General features: G+C 56.0%; 25 protein-coding genes and 1 pseudogene. 15 read left to right on the top strand and 11 right to left on the bottom strand.

Features of this window, described 5'->3' with window-relative positions:
• The first annotated feature begins 6 nt into the window (after nucleotides 1–6).
• From thrS to ACR0MP_RS13325, 5 genes are all read left to right on the top strand, one after another.
• Entirely contained in the window at nucleotides 7–1,965 is a 1,959-nt protein-coding gene (gene thrS, locus ACR0MP_RS13345) for a threonine--tRNA ligase (protein WP_170404860.1), read from the top strand.
• Between the two features lie 221 nt (nucleotides 1,966–2,186).
• Nucleotides 2,187–2,489 (top strand): BufA1 family periplasmic bufferin-type metallophore, encoded by a 303-nt coding sequence (locus tag ACR0MP_RS13340; protein ID WP_010439128.1) that lies wholly within the window; start codon nucleotides 2,187–2,189, stop codon nucleotides 2,487–2,489.
• A gap of 71 nt (nucleotides 2,490–2,560) precedes the next feature.
• Nucleotides 2,561–3,418, top strand: coding sequence for an MNIO family bufferin maturase (gene bufB, locus ACR0MP_RS13335; protein ID WP_170404857.1), 858 nt, complete (start codon nucleotides 2,561–2,563; stop codon nucleotides 3,416–3,418).
• Complete coding sequence (locus ACR0MP_RS13330; RefSeq protein ID WP_480886139.1) at nucleotides 3,415–4,176, top strand: HvfC/BufC family peptide modification chaperone; 762 nt, start codon at nucleotides 3,415–3,417, stop codon at nucleotides 4,174–4,176. The genes bufB and ACR0MP_RS13330 overlap by 4 nt, the downstream gene beginning before the upstream one ends.
• A complete protein-coding gene (locus tag ACR0MP_RS13325; RefSeq protein WP_170404850.1) occupies nucleotides 4,173–4,691 on the top strand; it encodes a DoxX family membrane protein in 519 nt (172 codons plus the stop codon). Before ACR0MP_RS13330 ends, ACR0MP_RS13325 begins: the two co-directional genes overlap by 4 nt.
• 1 nt (nucleotide 4,692) lies before the next feature.
• Here ACR0MP_RS13325 and ACR0MP_RS13320 read toward each other — a convergent pair whose 3' ends face one another.
• Entirely contained in the window at nucleotides 4,693–5,061 is a 369-nt protein-coding gene (locus tag ACR0MP_RS13320; RefSeq protein ID WP_170420996.1) for a hypothetical protein, read from the bottom strand.
• Nucleotides 5,062–5,103: 42 nt separating this feature from the next.
• Nucleotides 5,104–5,421, bottom strand: coding sequence for an arsenate reductase family protein (locus ACR0MP_RS13315; protein ID WP_170422413.1), 318 nt, complete (start codon nucleotides 5,419–5,421; stop codon nucleotides 5,104–5,106).
• Between the two features lie 214 nt (nucleotides 5,422–5,635).
• Between ACR0MP_RS13315 and ACR0MP_RS13310 the strand changes: the two genes are divergently transcribed.
• Nucleotides 5,636–5,842 carry a cold-shock protein gene (locus ACR0MP_RS13310; protein WP_008758035.1) on the top strand — a complete coding sequence of 69 codons (207 nt, stop codon included), beginning with the start codon at nucleotides 5,636–5,638 and terminating at the stop codon, nucleotides 5,840–5,842.
• A gap of 115 nt (nucleotides 5,843–5,957) precedes the next feature.
• Here ACR0MP_RS13310 and thyX read toward each other — a convergent pair whose 3' ends face one another.
• Nucleotides 5,958–6,869 carry an FAD-dependent thymidylate synthase gene (thyX, locus tag ACR0MP_RS13305; protein ID WP_170393643.1) on the bottom strand — a complete coding sequence of 304 codons (912 nt, stop codon included), beginning with the start codon at nucleotides 6,867–6,869 and terminating at the stop codon, nucleotides 5,958–5,960.
• 177 nt (nucleotides 6,870–7,046) lie between these two features.
• Here thyX and ACR0MP_RS13300 point away from each other — a divergent pair, with 177 nt between their 5' ends.
• Genes ACR0MP_RS13300 through ACR0MP_RS13290 form a run of 3 tightly spaced genes read left to right on the top strand, consistent with a single transcriptional unit; the run spans nucleotide 7,047 to nucleotide 8,943 of the window.
• Nucleotides 7,047–7,475, top strand: a complete 429-nt coding sequence (locus tag ACR0MP_RS13300) for a VOC family protein (protein WP_170404844.1) — start codon at nucleotides 7,047–7,049, stop codon at nucleotides 7,473–7,475.
• Nucleotides 7,472–8,176, top strand: coding sequence for a DUF1194 domain-containing protein (locus ACR0MP_RS13295; RefSeq protein WP_170404841.1), 705 nt, complete (start codon nucleotides 7,472–7,474; stop codon nucleotides 8,174–8,176). Before ACR0MP_RS13300 ends, ACR0MP_RS13295 begins: the two co-directional genes overlap by 4 nt.
• Entirely contained in the window at nucleotides 8,173–8,943 is a 771-nt protein-coding gene (locus tag ACR0MP_RS13290) for a DUF1194 domain-containing protein (RefSeq protein ID WP_170404838.1), read from the top strand. The genes ACR0MP_RS13295 and ACR0MP_RS13290 overlap by 4 nt, the downstream gene beginning before the upstream one ends.
• On the opposite strand, the gene ACR0MP_RS13285 is transcribed toward ACR0MP_RS13290, so the two are convergent.
• From ACR0MP_RS13285 to ACR0MP_RS13275, 3 genes are all read right to left on the bottom strand, one after another.
• The gene (locus ACR0MP_RS13285; RefSeq protein ID WP_170404834.1) at nucleotides 8,890–9,387 is read right to left on the bottom strand and encodes a winged helix DNA-binding protein; all 498 of its coding nucleotides are present in this window, start codon (nucleotides 9,385–9,387) and stop codon (nucleotides 8,890–8,892) included. The two genes, ACR0MP_RS13290 and ACR0MP_RS13285, sit on opposite strands and share 54 nt — an antisense overlap.
• Before the next feature lie 77 nt (nucleotides 9,388–9,464).
• Complete coding sequence (locus ACR0MP_RS13280) at nucleotides 9,465–9,722, bottom strand: succinate dehydrogenase assembly factor 2 (protein ID WP_170404831.1); 258 nt, start codon at nucleotides 9,720–9,722, stop codon at nucleotides 9,465–9,467.
• Complete coding sequence (locus ACR0MP_RS13275; RefSeq protein WP_170393655.1) at nucleotides 9,719–10,111, bottom strand: helix-turn-helix domain-containing protein; 393 nt, start codon at nucleotides 10,109–10,111, stop codon at nucleotides 9,719–9,721. Before ACR0MP_RS13275 ends, ACR0MP_RS13280 begins: the two co-directional genes overlap by 4 nt.
• 92 nt (nucleotides 10,112–10,203) lie before the next feature.
• Between ACR0MP_RS13275 and ACR0MP_RS13270 the strand changes: the two genes are divergently transcribed.
• Entirely contained in the window at nucleotides 10,204–11,406 is a 1,203-nt protein-coding gene (locus ACR0MP_RS13270) for a pyridoxal phosphate-dependent aminotransferase (RefSeq protein ID WP_480886142.1), read from the top strand.
• Between the two features lie 14 nt (nucleotides 11,407–11,420).
• Nucleotides 11,421–11,822, top strand: coding sequence for a hypothetical protein (locus ACR0MP_RS13265; protein WP_170404825.1), 402 nt, complete (start codon nucleotides 11,421–11,423; stop codon nucleotides 11,820–11,822).
• A gap of 4 nt (nucleotides 11,823–11,826) precedes the next feature.
• Here the strand turns inward: ACR0MP_RS13265 and ACR0MP_RS13260 are convergent, their stop codons facing one another.
• From ACR0MP_RS13260 to ACR0MP_RS13250, 3 genes are all read right to left on the bottom strand, one after another.
• Nucleotides 11,827–13,191, bottom strand: a complete 1,365-nt coding sequence (locus ACR0MP_RS13260; protein ID WP_170404822.1) for an MATE family efflux transporter — start codon at nucleotides 13,189–13,191, stop codon at nucleotides 11,827–11,829.
• A gap of 129 nt (nucleotides 13,192–13,320) precedes the next feature.
• A complete protein-coding gene (gene ppk2 / locus ACR0MP_RS13255) occupies nucleotides 13,321–14,250 on the bottom strand; it encodes a polyphosphate kinase 2 (protein ID WP_480886145.1) in 930 nt (309 codons plus the stop codon).
• A gap of 169 nt (nucleotides 14,251–14,419) precedes the next feature.
• The gene (locus ACR0MP_RS13250; RefSeq protein ID WP_480886147.1) at nucleotides 14,420–15,028 is read right to left on the bottom strand and encodes a carboxymuconolactone decarboxylase family protein; all 609 of its coding nucleotides are present in this window, start codon (nucleotides 15,026–15,028) and stop codon (nucleotides 14,420–14,422) included.
• A 291-nt stretch (nucleotides 15,029–15,319) separates the two neighbouring features.
• On the opposite strand from ACR0MP_RS13250, the gene ACR0MP_RS13245 reads away from it, so the two are divergent.
• The 4 genes from ACR0MP_RS13245 (at nucleotide 15,320) to ACR0MP_RS13230 (ending at nucleotide 19,373) form a co-directional block, all read left to right on the top strand.
• The gene (locus ACR0MP_RS13245; RefSeq protein ID WP_480893785.1) at nucleotides 15,320–15,769 is read left to right on the top strand and encodes an NYN domain-containing protein; all 450 of its coding nucleotides are present in this window, start codon (nucleotides 15,320–15,322) and stop codon (nucleotides 15,767–15,769) included.
• A 137-nt stretch (nucleotides 15,770–15,906) separates the two neighbouring features.
• Nucleotides 15,907–17,865 (top strand): DNA topoisomerase IV subunit B, encoded by a 1,959-nt coding sequence (gene parE / locus ACR0MP_RS13240; RefSeq protein WP_170420984.1) that lies wholly within the window; start codon nucleotides 15,907–15,909, stop codon nucleotides 17,863–17,865.
• 51 nt (nucleotides 17,866–17,916) lie between these two features.
• A complete protein-coding gene (locus ACR0MP_RS13235) occupies nucleotides 17,917–18,837 on the top strand; it encodes an MrcB family domain-containing protein (protein WP_480886149.1) in 921 nt (306 codons plus the stop codon).
• Between the two features lie 254 nt (nucleotides 18,838–19,091).
• Nucleotides 19,092–19,373 carry a hypothetical protein gene (locus tag ACR0MP_RS13230; protein ID WP_480886151.1) on the top strand — a complete coding sequence of 94 codons (282 nt, stop codon included), beginning with the start codon at nucleotides 19,092–19,094 and terminating at the stop codon, nucleotides 19,371–19,373.
• A 59-nt stretch (nucleotides 19,374–19,432) separates the two neighbouring features.
• Here the strand turns inward: ACR0MP_RS13230 and ACR0MP_RS13225 are convergent, their stop codons facing one another.
• Both ACR0MP_RS13225 and ACR0MP_RS13220 read right to left on the bottom strand, forming a co-directional pair.
• Nucleotides 19,433–20,203: an alpha/beta hydrolase gene (locus ACR0MP_RS13225; protein WP_480753763.1), complete on the bottom strand. Its 771-nt coding sequence runs from the start codon at nucleotides 20,201–20,203 to the stop codon at nucleotides 19,433–19,435.
• Nucleotides 20,204–20,261: 58 nt separating this feature from the next.
• Nucleotides 20,262–20,400 (bottom strand): annotated as a pseudogene (locus ACR0MP_RS13220) (iron-containing alcohol dehydrogenase); the annotation flags it as partial.

The following is a 20,400-nucleotide window of genomic DNA, read 5'->3' as shown; positions in this document are numbered from 1 at the left end:
GCCGATATGGCCCTGGACTCACAGTCAGTCTCCCTTACCTTTCCCGATGGCAATTCCCGATCCTATGAAGCAGGCGTTACGCCCGCACAGGTCGCCGCCGACATCTCGACCTCGCTGGCGAAGAAAGCCATTTCTGCCACGGTGAACGGACAGCATTGGGACCTGCAATGGCCAATCGAAGCCGACGCGCAAATCGCTATTCACACCATGAAGGACGAGGCGCAAGCCAATGAGCTGATCCGACACGATCTGGCGCATGTCATGGCCCGAGCCGTGCAAGAGATTTGGCCCGCAACCAAGGTCACCATTGGCCCCGTCATCGAAAACGGCTGGTACTATGACTTTGACCGTGAGGAACCGTTTACGCCCGAAGATCTCGGCCTCATCGAGAAAAAGATGAAAGAGATCATCAACAAGCGTGACCCGGTGACCACCGAGGTCTGGGATCGCGATCGCGCGATCGAGTTCTACAAGGCCAATAATGAGCCCTATAAAGTTGAGCTGATCGAATCCATCCCGGGTGATGAACCACTGCGCATGTATTGGCACGGTCACTGGCAGGATCTCTGCCGTGGCCCGCACTTGCAGCACACCGGTCAACTGCCAGGCGACGCGTTCAAGCTGATGTCAATCGCCGGGGCTTATTGGCGCGGCGACAGCGACCGCGCAATGCTACAGCGCATCTACGGCGTGGCCTTCACCGGCAAGGAAAAGCTTAAGGCTCATCTGCACATGTTGGAAGAAGCCGCCAAGCGCGACCACCGCAAGCTGGGTCGCGAGATGGATTTGTTCCACATGCAGGAAGAGGCCCCAGGGCAGATTTTCTGGCACCCTAATGGCTGGACCATCTACACTCTTCTGCAAGATTACATGCGTCGGCAGCAGCGCAAAGGTGGCTATGTTGAGGTCAACACCCCTCAGGTCGTCGACCGCAAGCTGTGGGTAGCTTCGGGTCATTGGGACAAATACCAAGAGAACATGTTCATCGTCGAAGTGGACGAGGAACATGCACGGGAAAAGGCGGTCAACGCCCTGAAACCGATGAACTGCCCCTGCCACGTGCAGATTTTCAATCAGGGTCTCAAATCCTACCGCGACCTTCCTCTGCGCATGGCCGAGTTCGGATCGTGTAACCGGTACGAACCTTCCGGCGCGCTGCACGGCATCATGCGCGTACGCGGCTTTACCCAGGATGATGGCCATATCTTCTGCACCGAAGACCAGATCGAATCTGAAACCGCTGAGTTCATTCGGTTCCTGTCCGGTATCTACAAAGACCTCGGGTTTGAGAACTTCTCGGTCAAATTCTCGGACCGGCCGGAAAAACGCTCAGGATCGGACGAAGTTTGGGACGAGGCTGAAGCCGCCCTGCTCAGCGCAACACGCGCGGCTGGGATCGAGCCGGAACTCAATCCGGGTGAAGGGGCATTCTACGGCCCGAAACTCGAGTTTGTTCTGACCGATGCGATCGGGCGGGATTGGCAATGCGGCACGCATCAGGTGGACTTTGTTCTGCCCGAGCGTTTGGACGCCACGTATATCGGCGCTGATGGTGGCAAACACCGCCCAGTTATGTTGCACCGCGCGACCTTGGGCTCGTTTGAACGTTTCATCGGCATTCTGATCGAAGAACACGCGGGCAAGCTGCCGTTCTGGCTGGCCCCGCGCCAGGTCGTTGTGGCCTCGATCACCTCCGAGGCCGATGAGTATGTGGCCGAAGTGGTCAGCACCCTTCGCGCAGCAGGCGTCCGCGCCGAGGCGGATATTCGCAACGAGAAGATCAACTATAAAGTCCGCGAACATTCGGTTGGCAAAGTGCCGATCATTCTGGCCGTCGGTCACCGTGAAGTCGAAGATCGCACGGTCAGTGTCCGTCGCCTTGGCGAAAAACAGACGCAGGTCCAATCGCTTGAGGCTGTAACAAATGAGTTGAGCGTGGCTGCAACGCCCCCCGATCTGCTGTAACATTCGGCAGCAAACCGCTAGAAATCCGGCCCGGTATTTTGGGCCGGATTGAAACAAATATCATTTTTCAATTCAAAAACAATTTGTTAACGTTCAAGGGTGCATGACGACCTTTGACGGGGTTGTGAGACACGGGCTCGTGAATTCAACTGCTGCCCCTGAACCATTACCTTGTCGTTGTCACAAGCAGACATACGCAGTCATTAACAAGGATTACCAAGATGTCGAACACTGCAAAAACACTGGTTATCGCAAGCGCAGTTGCTGCAGCCGTTTCCGGCGCGGCCACAACCGCAACAGCCCAGGCCAAAGAAAAGTGCTATGGCGTTTCTCTGGCAGGTCAGAACGACTGTGCAGCCGGCCCCGGCACAACTTGCGCGGGCACTTCGACCGTCGACTATCAGGGCAACGCATGGACCCTGGTTGACGCAGGCACCTGCGCCGACATCGAGCTGCCTAAAACAGCAGACGGTGCAGATCGCAAAGGCTCGCTTGAGCCGCTGGAGCGTGACCTGCCTGCATAAGGCTTTTCCGAATGAACCAGAAAGGGCGGGCAGGATCGCCCGCCCTTTCCACGTGATCAGGGGATTTGCAAATGTTGGACAATGCGCTCAGATCGAACCGGCTGCCTGCCGCGCCGGGCGTTGGTTACAAGCCACAGCATTTCTCGCAGATTCTTGAGCAGGCCAAGCCTGTGGCGTGGTTGGAAATCCATGCCGAAAACTACATGGGCGACGGCGGCAGACCGCTGGCACAGCTGCGCCACCTGTCCGAACAATTCCCCATTTCAGTGCATGGTGTCGGGCTGTCAATCGGCGGCGAAACGCCACTTGACCCCGATCACCTGGACCGCCTGAAGCATCTTATCGGCTGGTTGAACCCGGCCAGCTTTTCGGAGCATTTGGCCTGGTCAACCCATGACAGCCACTTCCTGAACGATCTACTTCCTCTGCCCTATACTGATGCGACTCTGGCCCGCGTTTGCGACCATATCGATCAGGTGCAAGAGGTGGTCGGGCGGCAAATGCTGTTAGAGAACCCCTCAAGCTATTTGGCCTTCGAGGAAAGCACATGGTCCGAACCTGATTTCTTGCGCGAAATCACCCGGCGCACCGGCTGCGGGCTGTTGCTGGACGTGAACAATGTCTTTGTTTCAGCCACCAATCTGGATTTCTCACCGCAGGGCTATATTGATGCCTACCCGCTGGACCAAGTCGGTGAGATTCACCTGGGCGGGCATGACGAAGACGAAGACGATCATGGGCATCCCTTGCTGATCGACAGCCACGGGCGCGAAGTGGTGGACCCGGTCTGGGCGCTGCTGGACTACGTACTAGACAAATCCGGCCCCAAACCCCTGTTGATTGAATGGGACACCGATGTGCCGGACTGGCCAGTGTTACGGGCCGAAGCCGAGCGCGCGCAAAAAGCGCTGGATCGCGTGCCCGCATGAGCGTGTCGCAAACGACATTCCACACCGCGCTGCTGGATGCCAGCCAGCCCATCCCTGATGGCCTATTGGACGCCGAGGCGCAGCCCGCTGGTCGTCGCTTCAGCGTCTATCGCAACAACGTCGCCGTCTCGCTGACCGAGGCGATGCATCAAGCCTTCCCGGTCATCACAAAACTTCTGGGCCCCCAGAATATGGACGGGCTGGCTGGAATATTCTTGCGCCAGCACCCGCCGTCCTCACCCCTGATGATGTTTTACGGCGAGGAATTCCCTAAATTTCTGGAAGGAATGGAGCAGTTGTCGCATCTGGGCTACCTGCCGGATGTTGCCCGTCTGGAACTGGCGCTGCGTAGGGCTTACCACGCCGCTGATCGACAACCCATAGATGCCGAAGCGCTCAGCTTGCCACCGGAAGATTTGATGCAAGCCAAACTGACCCTCGCGCCGTCGGTGCAGGTGTTGCGTTCAAGCTGGCCCGTACATTCGATCTGGCTATTTAACACCGAAGAAGGCGCGCCGAAACCTGAGGCGGGCGCTCAGGATGTTTTGATCATGCGTCCCGAATACGACCCTGCCCCACACCCATTGCTACCGGGTGGTGCGGCATGGATCGCGCTGATTCAGGATGGCAAATCCATCGGTGAGGCATTTGAATCCACCATGGCCGAAACACCCGAATTTGATCTTGGAACCACTCTGGCACTGCTTTTGCAGGGCGGTGCAATAACTTCTGTGACTATCGAAAGGCTGGACACATGACTGCCCTGATCTCAACTTACAATAATGCGATGGAAAAAGCGGATCACGCGTCCGGTTGGCTGACACCAACCCTGGCTCGGGTGGTCTTTATCGCCGTGTTGTTCGTCTACTACTGGAACTCGGCCACGCTGAAAATCGACGGCTCGATCTTTTCGCCATCGGCCGGAGCCTTCGGCCAGATCTTTCCCAAAGCTGCAGAGGCGGTGCTGTATGATGTGACTCAGATGACCTTTTTCCAGCGGGTCGTCATCTTCTTTGGCACAGTGGCCGAATTTGTCCTGCCTGTGCTTTTGCTGGTCGGCCTGCTGACGCGCCTTGCCGCGCTTGGCATGATCGGATTTGTCTGGGTTCAAACACTGACCGATGTCACCGGACATGGCGTCAAACTAGGTAGCTTATTCGACAACGCAATTACGTTGATGGATCAGCGCGTGATGTGGACATTCCTGCTGCTGGTGATTGTGATCAACGGCGCGGGTCCGCTGTCTCTGGATCGGTTACTACGCCTGAAGTGACCTAGAAATGTGCCTTGGGCTCGTCCGGTTTTCCTGCAGCGAGCCCGAGCAACCCTGCTACGCCTGCAAAGGCAATCGGGAACATGGTGAAAACGCCGAAGCCAAAGGCATAGTACATCCCAGCCGCAGAAATCAGCAGCAATAAACCCGCAATCAGCGCTCGAGAATGGGCCATCGCCCCGCCAACGATTGCCAACAAAGGCGCCACGATCGAAGCCGTCTGGATCAACTCGGGGTTCTCTACCTGCTCGGCAATGCCTTCGATCTCACCAAACTGGTCGATCAGTTCCACAAAGCCGTAGCCAAAAAAACCGACGATCATCCCGATCAGCCCGGCAATGACGCCTAAAATCATGGCAGCGTTTCGCATTCACAGGTCTCCGCTTGTTGCCCGTGTCACATAAGCAGTTCTTCAGGCAACACCAAGGGCCTGACGGGTTTCAGGCGTCCAGCCCAGATACATCTGACCATTGGATACTATCAGTGGGCGTTTCATCAGGGTCGGATGATCAGCCAACAGCGCGAGCACCGGTCGATTGCGTGTGTCATCATCCAATCCCCGCCAGGTTGTTGATCGCGTATTGAGCAAGGCTTTGCCGAAAGTCTCGTACGCCTCGGACAGCACATTTTCGGGAACCCCTTGCGCGCGGACATCAACGAAAACCGCATCTGGAAGCAGTTTCAATGCCTTACGGCACGTATCGCAAGTTTTTAGCCCATATAGCTGCATCATCTAACTGATCCTGTAATCGCTGCAAATTTAGACAAACCCATCAGGCTGCCCCAGTTATTCTTGATTTTTTACTTCACCGTGTAATGTTGAAAAAGGCGAAACACGCGACCCGGGCTGTATCGTGAGGGCGAACAGTGACGTGTGGCGGTTTTGCCAGCCAAGGCCCCCACCAATTTGTGGGACAACTTGTAAGTAGAAGGAGACACGGGAAATGCCAACCGGCACCGTGAAATGGTTTAATACAACCAAAGGCTATGGTTTTATTGCGCCCGACGAAGGGGGCAAAGATGTGTTTGTTCATATCTCGGCCGTAGAACGATCCGGTCTGACCGGACTCGCTGACAATCAGAAAGTCTCGTACGAGTTGCAGGACGGACGTGACGGCCGCCAAATGGCTGCTGATTTGAAGCCGCTGTAAGGCACAGCCCGCCCCGGCGGGAAAGATAAAAGAAGGTTGACGGCCAATTTCAGGCCGTTAACCGCAAACCCTAGTGAACGCGCCCACCTTGGGACGTGCTCGGTTTTCTGTTGAATCAACCCTCTCGGATAACAGCCTCAAACTCACGCCATTCCCGTGCGGTCATGCCTGAGTTTTCCTGAGTGACATCTTCACCGCTGAGCATCCGACGCAAGCAGGTCACCATCTGCGCAGAGAGGTTGACTGCGCCAAGGCGGTAGTCCTCAAACGCGCGGTAGGCAAACGGTACCCAGTCGGCGACAATCTTGCACATGGTATCTGCGTAAACGCGGATTTCGTACTGCGCGTGCGGGTCGGCACGCAGACGCAAGAAGTGGAACAAGTTGTGCAAGTCCACCTTCCAATACCATTGCGTATAAATGTTGGCTGGAAGGTTCATCCTCGCCAGTTCACGCGCAAGCCCTTGCTGGCCGTCCTGACCGATCATCGCCTCGTAGTTGTCATAGCAGCGCGCACTGTCCGCTTTCAGTATCTCCAACACACGCGCGGCCTCTTCGCCTTGCAATGTGTCTCCACGGCCCTGATTGTTAACCTCGGATTGCGCGGCGACATGTTCGGGTGCCGGGATATAGAACTCTCGATCCAGTATCGAATACCGCGCCGAATATTCGTTCACATTCGCCGTGCGGTGGCGGATCCACTGGCGGGCTACGAATACGGGCAGTTTGACGTGCAACTTGATCTCGCACATTTCAAACGGGGTCGAATGCCAGTGGCGCATCAGATAGCGGATCAGGCCTTCATCATTTTGCACCGATTTGGTGCCTTTGCCGTAGGAAACACGCGCGGCCTGACAGATCGCAGCATCGTCGCCCATATAGTCGATAACGCGGACAAATCCGTGATCCAGAACCTGATGTGCCGTGTACAGATGATCTTCCATACCTTCGGCAACGACGCGGCGGGTCGGGCTCGACTGTGCGCGCTGAGCTTCGATCTCGGCCAGTTGGTCGGCAGACAGAGGCATGAAATTATCCTTTCCAGCAATGAGTCGCCGACCACTATATATCGGCAAGCTTGCCATCGGAACCGCGATATGTGCGGCGCATTGCGCTAAATCGGAATTGTGTCCGGCCAGCCCCTCGACATGGGATGAAGGCGCGCTAAGGTGCTTGGCATCACAACCAATGCAAGGAAAGTCGCGATGGGGCTGACATATCTCCACACCATGGTCCGCGTGAAGGATCTTGAGAAATCCATAGCGTTTTATGAACTATTGGGCCTGAAGGAAACGCGTCGTTATGAAAGCGAGGCTGCGCGGTTCACACTGGTATTCCTCGCCCCACCGGGACAAGAGGACGCGCCCATTGAACTTACATACAACTGGGATGGCGACGACGCACTGCCAAGCGACAGCCGCCATTTCGGGCATCTCGCCTATGGTGTCGACAACATTTACGAGACCTGCCAGCACCTTCAGGACAATGGCGTTGTGATCAACCGCCCGCCGCGCGACGGGCGCATGGCATTCGTCCGCTCGCCTGACAATATCTCAGTTGAGTTGCTGCAAAATGGTGAAGCGCTGGCCCCGGCGGAGCCTTGGTCTAGCATGGAAAGCACCGGCCACTGGTGATCCGCTGGCTGGGAGCACTGGGGCTGGCTGTCACGGGCAGCCCCCTTTGGGCCGAGACCTGCCGCCTGGCGCTGGCGCTGGCAATGGACATCTCGACCTCGGTGGACGCGACCGAGGATGCGCTGCAACGACAGGGGCTGGCCAACGCATTGATTGCGCCCGAGGTGCAGGAGGCTTTCTTCCTTTCACCTCAACCGGTTGCATTAGCCGTCTATGAATGGTCCGGCAGTTTCAACCAGACATTGCTTTTGGATTGGACGATAATCGATACTCGGGCCAATTTGATCTCCGCCGCGCATCGGATCGGCACATCGAAGCGATCGGAAGACGAGTTCCCGACTGCGATGGGTCACGCACTGGCTTTTGGGGCGACCCTGATGGAGAGCGCCCCGAATTGTCTGTTCCAAACCATTGATATCTCGGGCGATGGCAAGAATAACGATGGCTACGGGCCACAGATCGCCTACAAGCACTTTCCATTCGAAAACACGACCGTGAATGGTCTGGTGATCAATGCAGCTGATTTCGAAGGAGAAATCGACTTGATCCCGTTCTTTCAGAAAAATGTACTACACGGACCCGGTGCTTTTCTTGAGATCGCCGCCGGGTTCGAAGATTTTGAGCGTGCCATGCGTCGCAAACTGGAACGGGAATTGAAAGGGTTGGAACTTAGTGCGTTGCAACCGGATAATGCGAAATGATCCGCCTGTGTGCGACACTTCTTTGCCTGCTGGCCAACCCGCTTTCAGCGCAATGTCGACAGGCTTTGGCGTTGGGAATGGATGTCTCTGGTTCGGTCGACAGTCGTGAGTACAGGTTGCAACTTAGTGGCCTTGCGGCGGCGTTGCGCCATCCCGAGGTGGTTCAACTGATCCTTTCAAACCCGTCTACCTTTATTCGGATCGCTATCTACGAATGGAGCGAACCTGGCCACCAACGCCTCTTGCTTGGTTGGACAGATGTTCGCTCGACTGCTGATCTGCGTCGAATTCAGCAACATTTAGAAAGCACAACACGCTCATCAGCGCCGCAGGGAACGGCGGTCGGGTCGGCCATGTTGTACGGTGCTGAGATGTTGGAGAGCCAAAGCGATTGCTGGCGGCGAACACTGGATCTGTCCGGTGATGGTAAACACAATCTCGGACATCACCCGCGGGACATAAAAGCCGCTTTGCAAAACACTGATATTACAATCAATGCCCTTGTAATCGGTATCGACGACCCCAATCCAGGAGACACCCGCCAGGTAGAGATTGGGGAGCTATCCGCCTATTACCACGCGTGGGTCATCCGAGGCCCCGATGCTTTCGTCGAAGTCGCCCTTGGCTTCGAAGCCTATGAAGATGCGATGACACGTAAACTGATCCGTGAGCTTGAGGGTCTGTCGCTGTCCCAAACTCAGCCATCAAAGCTATCAGTAGATATACCGAATCTGATCGGTCCAATATCGTTCGACCCGACGCAGTGAACCGGTGATCTCTTCAATCCCATTGGTCCCGATCACGCCGCGGTTTTGCAGCCCTTCTGCATGGCGGGCGAACAGGTCTGACACGATGTCACGAATCTCACGCCCGCGCAGGGTCAGGCGTACCCGTACCGAGCGGCGGTCAATCTCGCATCGTTGATGGTGCATATAGCCCATCTCGACCAGTTTCTTAAGATTGTAGCTGACATTGCTGCCTTGATAGTAACCACGGCTCTTCAACTCTCCGGCGGTTACTTCATGGTCGCCTATGTTGAACAACAGCAGGGCCTGCACCGCGTTGATCTCAAGTACGCCGACACGCTCGAATTCATCCTTGATGACGTCCAGAAGCAAGCGATGCAGACGCTCGACCAGCGCCAACGCCTCAAGATAGCTCGTCATGAACCCCTTGGTCCCGGGCGCGGTGACCTTTAACTCCATACTCATTCAATCCTCCGATTCATCGCGCTGTTTCTGAAAACATGACGCGAATTCCCGAAAAATCGGTTAAGCCTGATGATTGCTTATTTTTGAAAGGTTTGCGCGATATCCGCGATCAATTCGGCCAGTGGTTCCGGCGGGCTGGCCTGACCAGTGACCCATTGATAAAGGTCCTGATCATTTTCATGCAGCAAGGCATCATATGTGTCCAATCCCGCCTCGTCCATCGAAGACAGATTGCGATCGGCATATGCCGCCAGGATCAAATCCATCTCTTTGATGCCCCGCCGCATCGAACGCATTTTCATGCGCTTGATCCGGGTCTCGCGCGGCTCGGTCATTGATTGCGTTCCAATTTCAGACGCAGCGCTTTTTCGACGCGAGCCAGACGCTCGGAGTTGGCTCGCATCTCACCTCGGATCGTGCGGAGCTCTGCAACAAGATCGCGCAATTCCGAGTCCGTATCGCCATGCAGGCTTGTTTCGTCCATGCCGTCGCCCTCGCCCGTCAGAAGCCACATGATCGAGACATTCAGTAGCCCCGCCATCATCGACAGCTTGTTCGCGCGGGGTTCCGACAAATCATCTTCCCACGAGGTGATCGTGGCTTTTTTGACACCAAGCCTGCGAGCCAATTGGGTCTGCGTCATACCTGCGGCTTCGCGTGCGCCAGCAACGCGATCCCCGAAGGTTGCGGTGTCCGGTCCGAACCAGTCTGTTTCGTCGTTCATCGGGGTCTCCAAAGGGTAAAACTCAATTGGCTTGATCGTTATTTCGGCGCACCCTATGACAGTCGGGCTGAACATACAAACCGAGGCCGACCATGAGTTTCCTGTCTGCGACACTGTCACGCGTAAAACCCTCGCCCACCATCGCGATGACGTCCAAAGCAGCCGAGCTGAAGGCCGCCGGGCGCGATGTGATCGGGCTGAGCGCAGGCGAGCCCGATTTCGACACGCCGCAGAACATCAAGGACGCCGCCGTGGCCGCCATCGCTGCGGGCAAGACCAAATACACTGCTCCGGACGGCATCCCCGAGCTGAAACAGGCGGTCTGCGCCAAGATGAAGTGTGACCACGGATTGGACTATACGCCCGCTCAGGTCTCGGTCGGGACCGGGGGTAAGCAGACGCTTTACAACGCGCTGATGGCTACGCTGAACGAGGGCGATGAGGTCCTCATCCCCGCGCCCTATTGGGTCAGCTACCCGGACATGGTGTTACTGGCCGGTGGCACACCAGTGATCGTCGAAACTTCGCTGCAGACCAATTTCAAACTGACAGCGGATCAACTGGAAGCCGCAATCACACCTAAAACGAAATGGTTCATCTTCAACTCACCCTCGAATCCCACCGGGGCGGGCTATAGCCGTTCTGAACTAAAAGAACTGACTGATGTCCTGATGCGACATCCGCATGTCTGGGTGATGACCGATGATATGTATGAGCACCTGGCCTATGACGGGTTCGAGTTCTGCACGCCCGCACAGGTGGAACCGAGACTTTATGATCGGACGCTGACCTGCAATGGCGTCTCCAAAGCCTATGCCATGACCGGTTGGCGTATTGGCTATGCGGCAGGCCCGGTCGAGTTGATCGCCGCGATGCGCAAGGTGCAATCTCAATCAACTTCGAATCCCAGTTCGGTCAGCCAATGGGCAGCAGTCGAGGCTCTGAATGGAACTCAAGCATTTCTTGCGCCGAATAATGAGATCTTCAAACGCCGTCGCGATCTGGTCGTCGACATGCTCAGCCAAATCGACGGTATCTCGTGCCCGACACCCGAAGGCGCGTTCTACGTCTATCCATCAATTGCAGGCTTGATCGGGAAAACCACACCCGCGGGCACCGTGATAGATTCGGACGAAACCTTCGCAATCGCCCTGCTGGAAGAGGCCGACGTGGCGGTGGTGTTTGGCGCAGCTTTTGGTCTGTCGCCCAATTTCCGCGTCAGCTATGCGACCTCTGATGAAGCCCTGACTGAAGCCTGCACACGCATCCAACGTTTTTGCGCCGCGCTCACCTGATACCGGAGTTTGTTATGTCCACAGCCCTGCCTGAATACTATTTCCGCGTGCGCGAAAATGGGGCAGCGGTGTTCAGGATCGACACGGAAAATCGCCATCGCCGGATCGAGATGGAACAGATCGCGGTCATCAACATCCGCAATGGCGAGGTCAAACCGCAGGGCCAGCGTGTACTAAGCGACGCCGACAACGATGAAATCGCGCGCTGGATGGAAGAGCGCAAAGCCCTGCTATCCCGCCGCGATATGGATGATATACACCGTGCGGTTGACTACCTGAATCTGACCACGCAATGGGCCCAGTCTAAAGCAACGGATGCGCAATTAGAGGACGTGACCGACCCATTGCTGATGGCAATGCACGACTTGCGGTCGGTACTTGTTCGAAAGAAATCCGACCGGATGAGCAAAGAATGATCCCCTAGGCGGGAACTTCTCCTACATCGCGCACCGACCTTAGCCAGAAGCGCGCCATCAACAATACGGCAGCACAAGCAAGGCCAATCACGAGGCCAAGCCAGACTCCGATCCCCTCCATACCTTGAACAAAGCCGAAATAGTACGAAGCGGGGATACCGATCACCCAATAGCTGAGTGCGGCCATCACCATCGGTATTTTTGCATCCTGCAAACCTCGCAACAGGCCTAGTGCGATGACCTGCGCCCCATCGACCAGCTGGAACAAAGCAGCCATCGCCAGCAGGCCAGTGCCGATTAGCAGAATCTGTGGCCGCTGCGGATCATCGGCCTCCATAAACAGCGAGATCAGGGGCTCAGCGCATGTCAGGAATAGAACAATCGTCAAGACCGACACGATCAACGACATCCCGGTCACCGTAATCGCGCCTTTCTCAAGATGCGCCCGATCCCGTCGACCCAACGCGTTGCCCGCCCGAATAGTCGCCACATTAGACAGGCCCAAATGAACCATGAACGTCGCCGAGGCGAGGTTTAACGCAATCCCGTGAGCTGCCAGCGGCACTGGACCCAACCAGCCCATCATGACAGCAGAGATCGCGAACAACGACACCTCCGCCAGTGTCGTCAGACCGATGGGAACGCCCAAACGCAGCACGCTCATGAACATCTCCCAATCCGGGCGCCAAAACCGCTGAAACAAGCTGTGTTCCGGCAACGCACGCACCGCATAGATCACGACCGCCACCAATGATACGATCTGCGTCACCACTGACGCGATAGCCGCACCAATCACCCCAAGTTCGGGCGCGCCCCAGTTTCCGAAGATCAGCGCATAGTTGGTCACGCCATTGACCACAGCTGCAACAATCGTGATCCACAGCACAATCTGCGTCCGCTCAAGCGCGGCCAAATAGGACTTCAGGACCATCACCAACAGCGCCGGGAACAAGCCCCACCCCGCGACCCGCAGGTATACTGACGCAGTTTCAGCGACTTGCGGCTCTTGCTTCAAAGCAATCAGGATCGGATGGGACCACCACAAAAGGGGCATCATCACCGTCGCATAGATCAGTGATAGCCACAGACCCATGCGAGTGGAGCGGCGAATGCTGGTCTCATTTTCCTCGGCGGCAGCGGTCGCTACCATCGGCATTACAGCCCACCCAAACCCGGCACCAAACAGGAACAGGACGAAATAATAGCTGTTGGCCAGCGTCACGGCAGCCAACGCCTCGACACCGTACCAGCCCAGCATGACTGTATCGGTCAAACCAATCGCATACTGTGCCAGATGCCCGCCAATCAACGGCAGGCCCAGCACCGCGATTGCGCGCAAATGGCCGGGATATGTCATCACCTTGTTCATTCCGCCAGCCTTAGGCTTGCGCGCTGCCCGAGACAAGAGCGGAACAAACTTATTTCATAATGAGACTAACGAGAACAAAGCGACGCAAGCCATCACCTTTGGTGCAACTGCTTTACAGTTTATCGATTTTCAGCCGATCTTCGCGTCAGGATGCAGCGCTGTCCCCAGAATATGGTCCGAGTTATGAATTACGTGATGCGCCTGCCCAACTATCAACGGATCAGGCTCACCAACGATCCTGAGGTCTTTGTCCGGGTAGTCCAGCGTCGACAGGAAATGCCGCATGCAGTTCAGACGCGCGCGTTTCTTGTCGTTGGATTTGACAATCGTCCAGGGCGCATCAGCGGTGTCGGTGTAGAAGAACATCGCCTCTTTCGCCTCTGTATAGTCATCCCATTTGCTCAGGCTAGCCTTGTCAATCGGTGACAGTTTCCATTGCTTCAACGGATCAGTTTCACGACTCCCAAAGCGCCGCTGCTGCTCTTCCTGCGTGACCGAGAACCAGTACTTATAAAGTTGAATGCCCGAGCGCACCAGCATCCGCTCCAACTCGGGCGTCTGCCGCATGAATTCCAGATACTCATTGGGTGAGCAGAAGCCCATCACCCGCTCGACGCCCGCACGGTTGTACCAGGACCGATCATAAAACACCATCTCGCCCACGGTGGGCAGCTGCTGCACATAACGCTGGTAATACCACTGCCCCTTCTCCTCATCCGTCGGCTTGTTCAATGCGACCACACGCGCCTGACGCGGGTTCAGATGCTCCATGAACCGCTTGATGGTCCCACCCTTGCCGGCGGCGTCGCGGCCCTCGAACAACAGCACAAACCGCTGCCCAGTCTCCTGCGCCCACAATTGAACCTTCAGCAACTCTGCCTGCAGCTCGGCCTTTTGCGCCTCGTAATCCTTGCGTGCCATCTTGCGGCCATAGGGGTACTTGCCGCTCTCAAAAGCTTGCCGGATTTTCTCGGATGTTGGTGCCGAGGCATCCGCCTTCAGGTCAGTTACAGCTTTGATCTGAGATGATTTTTGTTTGATCTGGGGTGCCACATCCATACATGTTCTCCTCGGTTTCACTGTCGAGGAGATGCTTAGCCGATTGTCACACGGCGCGCTTTGATTGGTGTCAAATTGACATAGGTTTTATCGGGGCGTCAAAGAACAAGCCTATGCCCGTTCTTTACATGACCCCAAAATACATATGGGGGAGCGGCCAGCCCCGCACTTACCGATGTCCCCAATCATCAGGATTGTCCGAGTTGTTCGGCGACAAGCCCAAAACGTCTCCGTCAGTCGAACACCCCAAACCCAAAACGGTTCTGTTCGCATAGGAGAAATAAGAACACACCTGATTGATCTCCAGAATCTCGCCATCTTCCCACCCCGCCTCTCGCAGAGCGATCACGTCCGCCTCGGTCAGATCACCGGGTGCCTCGGTCAGCTTGCGCGCATATCTCATCGCTTCGACCTGTGCCGCGTCCAGCGGGGCCGAGGCCGGATCACGCGCCTCAATCGCCGCACGGATCGCATTGCCGCGCATCTCATCATGCAGCAACCGCTGCAATCCGGAAAAGTGATGTTCTACGCAGTATCCACACTTGTTCAGAGAGCTGACCCACACGCCCAGCACCTCAAGAAACCACTTCGGTATCTTGTTGCCCGAGTGATGCAGCACGGCCTTATACATCGCCATATGGCCTTCCATCGAATGCGGCCGCAGGCTGTGCGCCATCATGATATTGTCCACATTGTTGTCCGGCCCGGTGACCCGGTCATAAAGCCTCCTCAGCTTTCCCGTCGCCTCTTCGAATGGAATGGTTCTGATCCAGCTCAATTCTTCTGCTCCCTAATTTCTGCTTCCGGAACAAAGCCTAAACGGGATTTCGAAACATGACGAGACCTTGGAAAGCTCGCGGTTTAATATCAATCTGTTTTGCATCACTGATATATGCTGGGCAGCCACCCCTACTGTCTGCTACGTCCCTATTGAAACAACTTTCTGACCAAAGACTTTTCAACTGTGCGCCCTCTCATCTGTATTTTTGCCCTGTCTTGTTTTGGCTCTGCTATAGCTATGTTCAATCCAGCGTTCTCAGATTGGTTATTGCTGACAGGACCGTGCGCATTGGCAAGTTTGCTGCTGCTGTTCGGAAAAAGGCTACGCCGGCTCAAAACTTCGAAAAACTGGGCTGTCGTCGATGGATCAAATGTTTTGCACTGGAAAGGCGGTGTTCCTAATATCGCCACAGTGCGCGAGGTTGTCGACGAGTTGAAGACAAAGGGGCGGACACCGGGCGTCGTCTTTGATGCCAATGTAGGATACAAAATCTCAGATCGCTATATTAACGACAGTTCCCTTGCGGCTTTGCTTGGGTTGCCATGCAGCCACGTGATGGTTGCGCCGAAGGGTACTCCTGCCGACCCGCTAGTCCTTCAGGTAGCGCGGGATCTCGGCGCTGCTATCGTCACAAATGACCGGTTCCGTGATTGGGATGACGAATATTCGGATGTGCTTGAGAAAAGTTCTCTTGTTCGAGGTGGCTTTAAAGACAAAACTCTCTGGCTGTCATTGTAAACGCGCTGCAATACAGCGCTGAATATCGCTCCGGTTCCGTTGGCCCCGACAAACCGGATACAACACCTCGCGTCCCTCTTCCCCCGGACCACATCACCTGCCATAATGGGGGAAACTCAAAAACAAGAGCAGCAGCCATGCCCGACGATCTGTTGACGCCAGAAGCGACCTCCACCTATGACGCCTCGTCCATCGAGGTGCTCGAAGGGCTGGAACCGGTGCGCAAACGCCCCGGCATGTATATCGGCGGCACGGATGAGCGGGCGCTGCACCATATGGTGGCCGAGATACTCGACAACTCAATGGACGAAGCTGTTGCGGGCCATGCCAACCGGATAGAGGTCGAGCTGCACGCAGATTACGCCCTGACCGTTCGTGACAACGGGCGCGGCATTCCGATCGACCCGCATCCCAAGTTCCCCGACAAGTCGGCACTTGAAGTGATCCTCTGTACCCTGCACGCAGGCGGTAAATTCTCGGGCAAGGCGTATCAGACTTCGGGCGGTCTGCACGGTGTGGGTGCATCGGTGGTGAATGCCCTGTCGGATTCGATGGTCGTGCAGGTGGCACGCGACAAACAGCTATTCGAACAACGCTTCTCGCGCGGTATCCCTCTAGGTCCGGTGGAAAAAGTAGGCGCAGCGCCCAACCGGCGCGGTACAACCGTCACGTTCCACGCCGACGCGGACATCTTCGGCCACCACAAATTCAAACCCGCGCGCCTATTCAAATCCATCCGCTCCAAGGCCTATCTGTTCTCGGGCGTCGAAATCCGCTGGAAATCTGCCATCGACGACGGCGAAACCCCGACCGAGGCCACCTTTCACTTCCCCGGCGGCCTGTCGGACTATCTGAAGGAGACGATGAACGGCTCGTCGACCTATGCCGAGCAGCCCTTTGCCGGCACCGTGGACTTTAACGAGAAGTTCGGCACCCCCGGCAAAGTCGAATGGGCGATCAACTGGACGCCTTCACGCGACGGGTTCATCCAGTCCTACTGTAACACTGTCCCCACCCCCGAAGGCGGCACACATGTCGCCGGTTTCTGGGCTGCGGTCCTCAAGGGGATCAAGGCCTATGGCGAGCTGATCAATAACAAGAAAGCAGGTCAGATCACCCGTGACGACCTGATCACCGGCGGCTGCGCGCTGGTGTCCTGCTTTATCTCGGAACCGGAATTCGTCGGCCAGACAAAAGACCGCCTCGCCACGGTCGAGGCGCAGCGGCTGGTCGAAAACTCGGTCCGCGACCATTTCGACAACTGGCTGGCGGCTGACACGAAATCCGCCGGGGCGATCCTCGACTTCCTCATCCTGAGGGCCGAAGAACGCCTGCGCCGACGGGCCGAGAAGGAAACACAACGCAAGTCCGCCACTAAGAAACTTCGTCTCCCCGGCAAGTTGGTGGACTGTAGTAGTTCAACACGCGACGGTACGGAATTATTCATCGTCGAGGGCGACTCGGCGGGCGGTTCTGCCAAAATGGGTCGGGATCGCAAGACGCAGGCCCTGCTGCCTTTGCGCGGTAAGATCCTGAACGTGCTGGGCGCGGCCAGTTCCAAGCTGGGCACCAATGCCGAGATCAACGATCTGACGCAGGCGCTGGGTGTGGGCCTTGGCACCAAGTTCAACGTCGACGACCTGCGCTATGATAAAATCATCATCATGACCGATGCGGATGTGGACGGGGCGCATATCGCCTCGCTGCTGATGACGTTCTTCTTCACGCAGATGCGCCCGATGATCGACGCGGGCCACCTGTACCTCGCCTGCCCGCCCCTCTATCGCCTGACCCAAGGCGCCAAGCGCGTCTATTGTCTGGACGAGGCCGAGCGCGACGAATGGCTCGAAAAAGGTCTGGGCGGCAAAGGCAAAATCGACGTCTCGCGCTTCAAAGGTCTCGGCGAAATGGACGCCAAGGACCTGAAAGAGACCACGATGGACCCGGCCTCGCGCAAACTGATCCGCGTCACCATAGACGAGGACGAACCCGGCGAGACCGGCGACCTGGTCGAGCGCCTGATGGGCAAAAAACCCGAACTGCGGTTCCAATACATTCAAGAGAACGCGCGGTTTGTGGAGGAGTTGGATGTCTAGGAGAAATAATGCTTCACCAAATGCTCGCCAGAATGGCGAGGGAGTTCGTTTTTGAACGAGCCAAATCTTTTGCCGGCAGCGATTTTGGGAAATTTTGTTCGACACGACGTATCAATAGAAGCCAAGAAACACTTAATATTTCTACCTTACGCGTTAAAGGTCAAATCTAGCGTTGGTGCAGGCAACTGGGCAGCTGTACCTTGGTTGGCTTTTTTTGACCCATTAGTTACTGAGAGCGCCACAAGAGGTTTTTACGTAGTTTACCTGATTAACGCACAATCAGAAGAAATTGTGCTGTCGATGAACCAAGGGACGACGGAAGTATACAACGAGTTTGGCGAGCGCAAAGGTCGTCAAGTTCTGCGCCGAAGAGCAATTGGCTTGGCAGAAAGGGTGCCAGAATTTGCCAAGCTGTTCTCTGTGGAACCAATTGATTTAGGCTCCTCAGAATCCCTACCGCTTGGGTATGAATCTGGCCATTCGTTTGGGCGCACCTATTCAGCAGATCAAATCGATTCCGATCTGTTCTACAAAGACTTAGATAGAATGCTGTCTGCCTATAATGCACTTGTAGATCGCGGTGGCACTACTCCCACAGACACCATGATGGAAGAAGCGGGAACAACAGACATAACAGAAACCCGCAAGTACTTTCTTTCACGTCGCATAGAACGGACGCCGAATATTAGGAAGACCGTCCTTCAAGCCAGGGGTACTGTTTGCGAAGCATGCGGTTTGGATCCTAAAATACACTTTGGCTTTGACGGTCCACTACAGAACACTCCGATAGACGTACATCACGCGAAGCCAATTAGCGGCTTGGCTGAAGGTGAAAGCCGTAGATATAGAATACCAGATGATTTCTTGGTTCTTTGTCCAACGTGCCATCGAATGATCCACAAGCAAACGGACTCTTCGGATGTAAATCTGCTGATAAACTCAATTCGATTTGAATATACGATCAAGAAGTAGATACGTCCGCCTTACAACTGGCTAACGACACCAGGTTTCATGTAACTGAATTGACCCATATAAATGGAGTGGTTTATGCTGGCCAAAATTCATAGTTGACGCGTGGCAACAGCCACCCTCCAAACACACCGCTTGCCTAACTCTTTGATCCCGTTCACACTTACCCTCAATCCGTCATCCAAGAACGACATTTGAGGTTCCGAGCGTCCAAGACCCAATTAGACCACGAACAAATTTCCGAACGGGAGGACGACATGAAAACACTTACCTTCGGGCTGGCCCTGACCCTGCTGGCCTCGGCGGCCCCCGCGCAGCAGATGCTCAGCACTGCATCGCCCATTCCAGACGGCGCCGAGACGCGGTTTTGTTACTATGATGGCATGGCCTATTCCCCGGACGCCTTCATCCTGCTGACCGGTGACAACACCGTCACCTCAACCATCAGCACGCGCGAGGAACGGCTGCTGCGGTGTCATCGCAATGACGATGGTTCTCTGGTCTGGAAACCACAGAGCACGTTTCAAACCAACAACTGACGTAGGATGGGTTTCCAACCCATCAAAGCGGAGCGGGGACGATGGGGTGAAACCCCATCTTACCCAACATTCCGATCCAACCAGTCGGCAATCTGTTCGGCTGGGCCTTCCCAGCCCGGCTCCATGAACAGAAAATGCGCGTGGTTGTCGACGGGCAGGAAAGTCGCACGGTCTCCGTAAAGCTTCGCCAGAGCACGGCAGGTGTTGGGGTTCACGGCCCGGTCCTCGGTGCCTGAAACAATCAGCACCGGGCAATCGACCTTGTCGATCTCCACCTTCATCGCATGGTGATCGTCGAACATCCAAAAGAACATCTCGAACATCACCCGCCCGCTTTCGGGGCCGAGTTGGTCATACACCTCATGCTGCTGCGCCTCGGGCATCTTGTTGAGCGCAAAAGGGGCCATCAGGTCGAAATCAACGCGCATGGGCTGTTTCCAGAACGCCCCACCCTCCATCAACGCGCGCGGCACAGCGCGTTCGTCGTCGGTTTCCGGCAATGTGCCCCAAGCCGCGTTTGGGTTGATCAGGACAATTGCGCTGGCCAACCCCCGAGACGCCACCTTCTGCGCCACTACCCCCGCAATGGCATGGCCCAGTAGAACAGGTTTGCTCTCCAACCCTTGCACGAAGTCTGCAATGTCATTGGCGTAATCTAGGACGCTTGTGTCGGTGAGGCCGGGATCGGGATCTGCCTTGGGGTCGCCACCATGATAGCGTAGCGCGGGCGTATGCACCGTCCAGCCACGTGCACGAAAGAAGCCCGCATAATCCTCCATACACCACGGCCCGGCAAAAGCACCGTGGATCAGAACAATCTCTTTCGTCATGAAAATCTCCCTCACCTCCGACCAGTATGAGAGGTGAGGGATGGGTTCGGCAAGCCTGTCAGTGTGCTGCGTTGAAGAGCGTTGTCAGGTTTTCTTCGGTCAATTCGATCGGATTCCCTCCGCATGAGGGGTCGATGATTGCGCCCTGGACCAGTTCGGGGATGGCGGCTTTGGTGACGCCGAGGTCGGAGAGATTG

The sequence above is a fragment of the Ruegeria sp. K3 genome, from assembly GCF_056531845.1.
Note: the sequence above shows the minus strand (reverse complement) of the source record. Positions and strands in the feature narration are given on the sequence as shown.

Excerpts from the sequence above, each read along its gene's own strand:
- thrS (WP_170404860.1), top strand. The coding sequence starts at position 7 with ATGGCCCTGGACTCACAGTCAGTCTCCCTTACCTTTCCCGATGGCAAT.
- ACR0MP_RS13340 (WP_010439128.1), top strand. The coding sequence starts at position 2,187 with ATGTCGAACACTGCAAAAACACTGGTTATCGCAAGCGCAGTTGCTGCA.
- bufB (WP_170404857.1), top strand. The coding sequence starts at position 2,561 with ATGTTGGACAATGCGCTCAGATCGAACCGGCTGCCTGCCGCGCCGGGC.
- ACR0MP_RS13330 (WP_480886139.1), top strand. The coding sequence starts at position 3,415 with ATGAGCGTGTCGCAAACGACATTCCACACCGCGCTGCTGGATGCCAGC.
- ACR0MP_RS13325 (WP_170404850.1), top strand. The coding sequence starts at position 4,173 with ATGACTGCCCTGATCTCAACTTACAATAATGCGATGGAAAAAGCGGAT.
- ACR0MP_RS13320 (WP_170420996.1), bottom strand. The coding sequence starts at position 5,061 with ATGCGAAACGCTGCCATGATTTTAGGCGTCATTGCCGGGCTGATCGGG.
- ACR0MP_RS13315 (WP_170422413.1), bottom strand. The coding sequence starts at position 5,421 with ATGCAGCTATATGGGCTAAAAACTTGCGATACGTGCCGTAAGGCATTG.
- ACR0MP_RS13310 (WP_008758035.1), top strand. The coding sequence starts at position 5,636 with ATGCCAACCGGCACCGTGAAATGGTTTAATACAACCAAAGGCTATGGT.
- thyX (WP_170393643.1), bottom strand. The coding sequence starts at position 6,869 with ATGCCTCTGTCTGCCGACCAACTGGCCGAGATCGAAGCTCAGCGCGCA.
- ACR0MP_RS13300 (WP_170404844.1), top strand. The coding sequence starts at position 7,047 with ATGGGGCTGACATATCTCCACACCATGGTCCGCGTGAAGGATCTTGAG.
- ACR0MP_RS13290 (WP_170404838.1), top strand. The coding sequence starts at position 8,173 with ATGATCCGCCTGTGTGCGACACTTCTTTGCCTGCTGGCCAACCCGCTT.
- ACR0MP_RS13285 (WP_170404834.1), bottom strand. The coding sequence starts at position 9,387 with ATGAGTATGGAGTTAAAGGTCACCGCGCCCGGGACCAAGGGGTTCATG.
- ACR0MP_RS13280 (WP_170404831.1), bottom strand. The coding sequence starts at position 9,722 with ATGACCGAGCCGCGCGAGACCCGGATCAAGCGCATGAAAATGCGTTCG.
- ACR0MP_RS13275 (WP_170393655.1), bottom strand. The coding sequence starts at position 10,111 with ATGAACGACGAAACAGACTGGTTCGGACCGGACACCGCAACCTTCGGG.
- ACR0MP_RS13270 (WP_480886142.1), top strand. The coding sequence starts at position 10,204 with ATGAGTTTCCTGTCTGCGACACTGTCACGCGTAAAACCCTCGCCCACC.
- ACR0MP_RS13265 (WP_170404825.1), top strand. The coding sequence starts at position 11,421 with ATGTCCACAGCCCTGCCTGAATACTATTTCCGCGTGCGCGAAAATGGG.
- ACR0MP_RS13260 (WP_170404822.1), bottom strand. The coding sequence starts at position 13,191 with ATGAACAAGGTGATGACATATCCCGGCCATTTGCGCGCAATCGCGGTG.
- ppk2 (WP_480886145.1), bottom strand. The coding sequence starts at position 14,250 with ATGGATGTGGCACCCCAGATCAAACAAAAATCATCTCAGATCAAAGCT.
- parE (WP_170420984.1), top strand. The coding sequence starts at position 15,907 with ATGCCCGACGATCTGTTGACGCCAGAAGCGACCTCCACCTATGACGCC.
- ACR0MP_RS13230 (WP_480886151.1), top strand. The coding sequence starts at position 19,092 with ATGAAAACACTTACCTTCGGGCTGGCCCTGACCCTGCTGGCCTCGGCG.
- ACR0MP_RS13225 (WP_480753763.1), bottom strand. The coding sequence starts at position 20,203 with ATGACGAAAGAGATTGTTCTGATCCACGGTGCTTTTGCCGGGCCGTGG.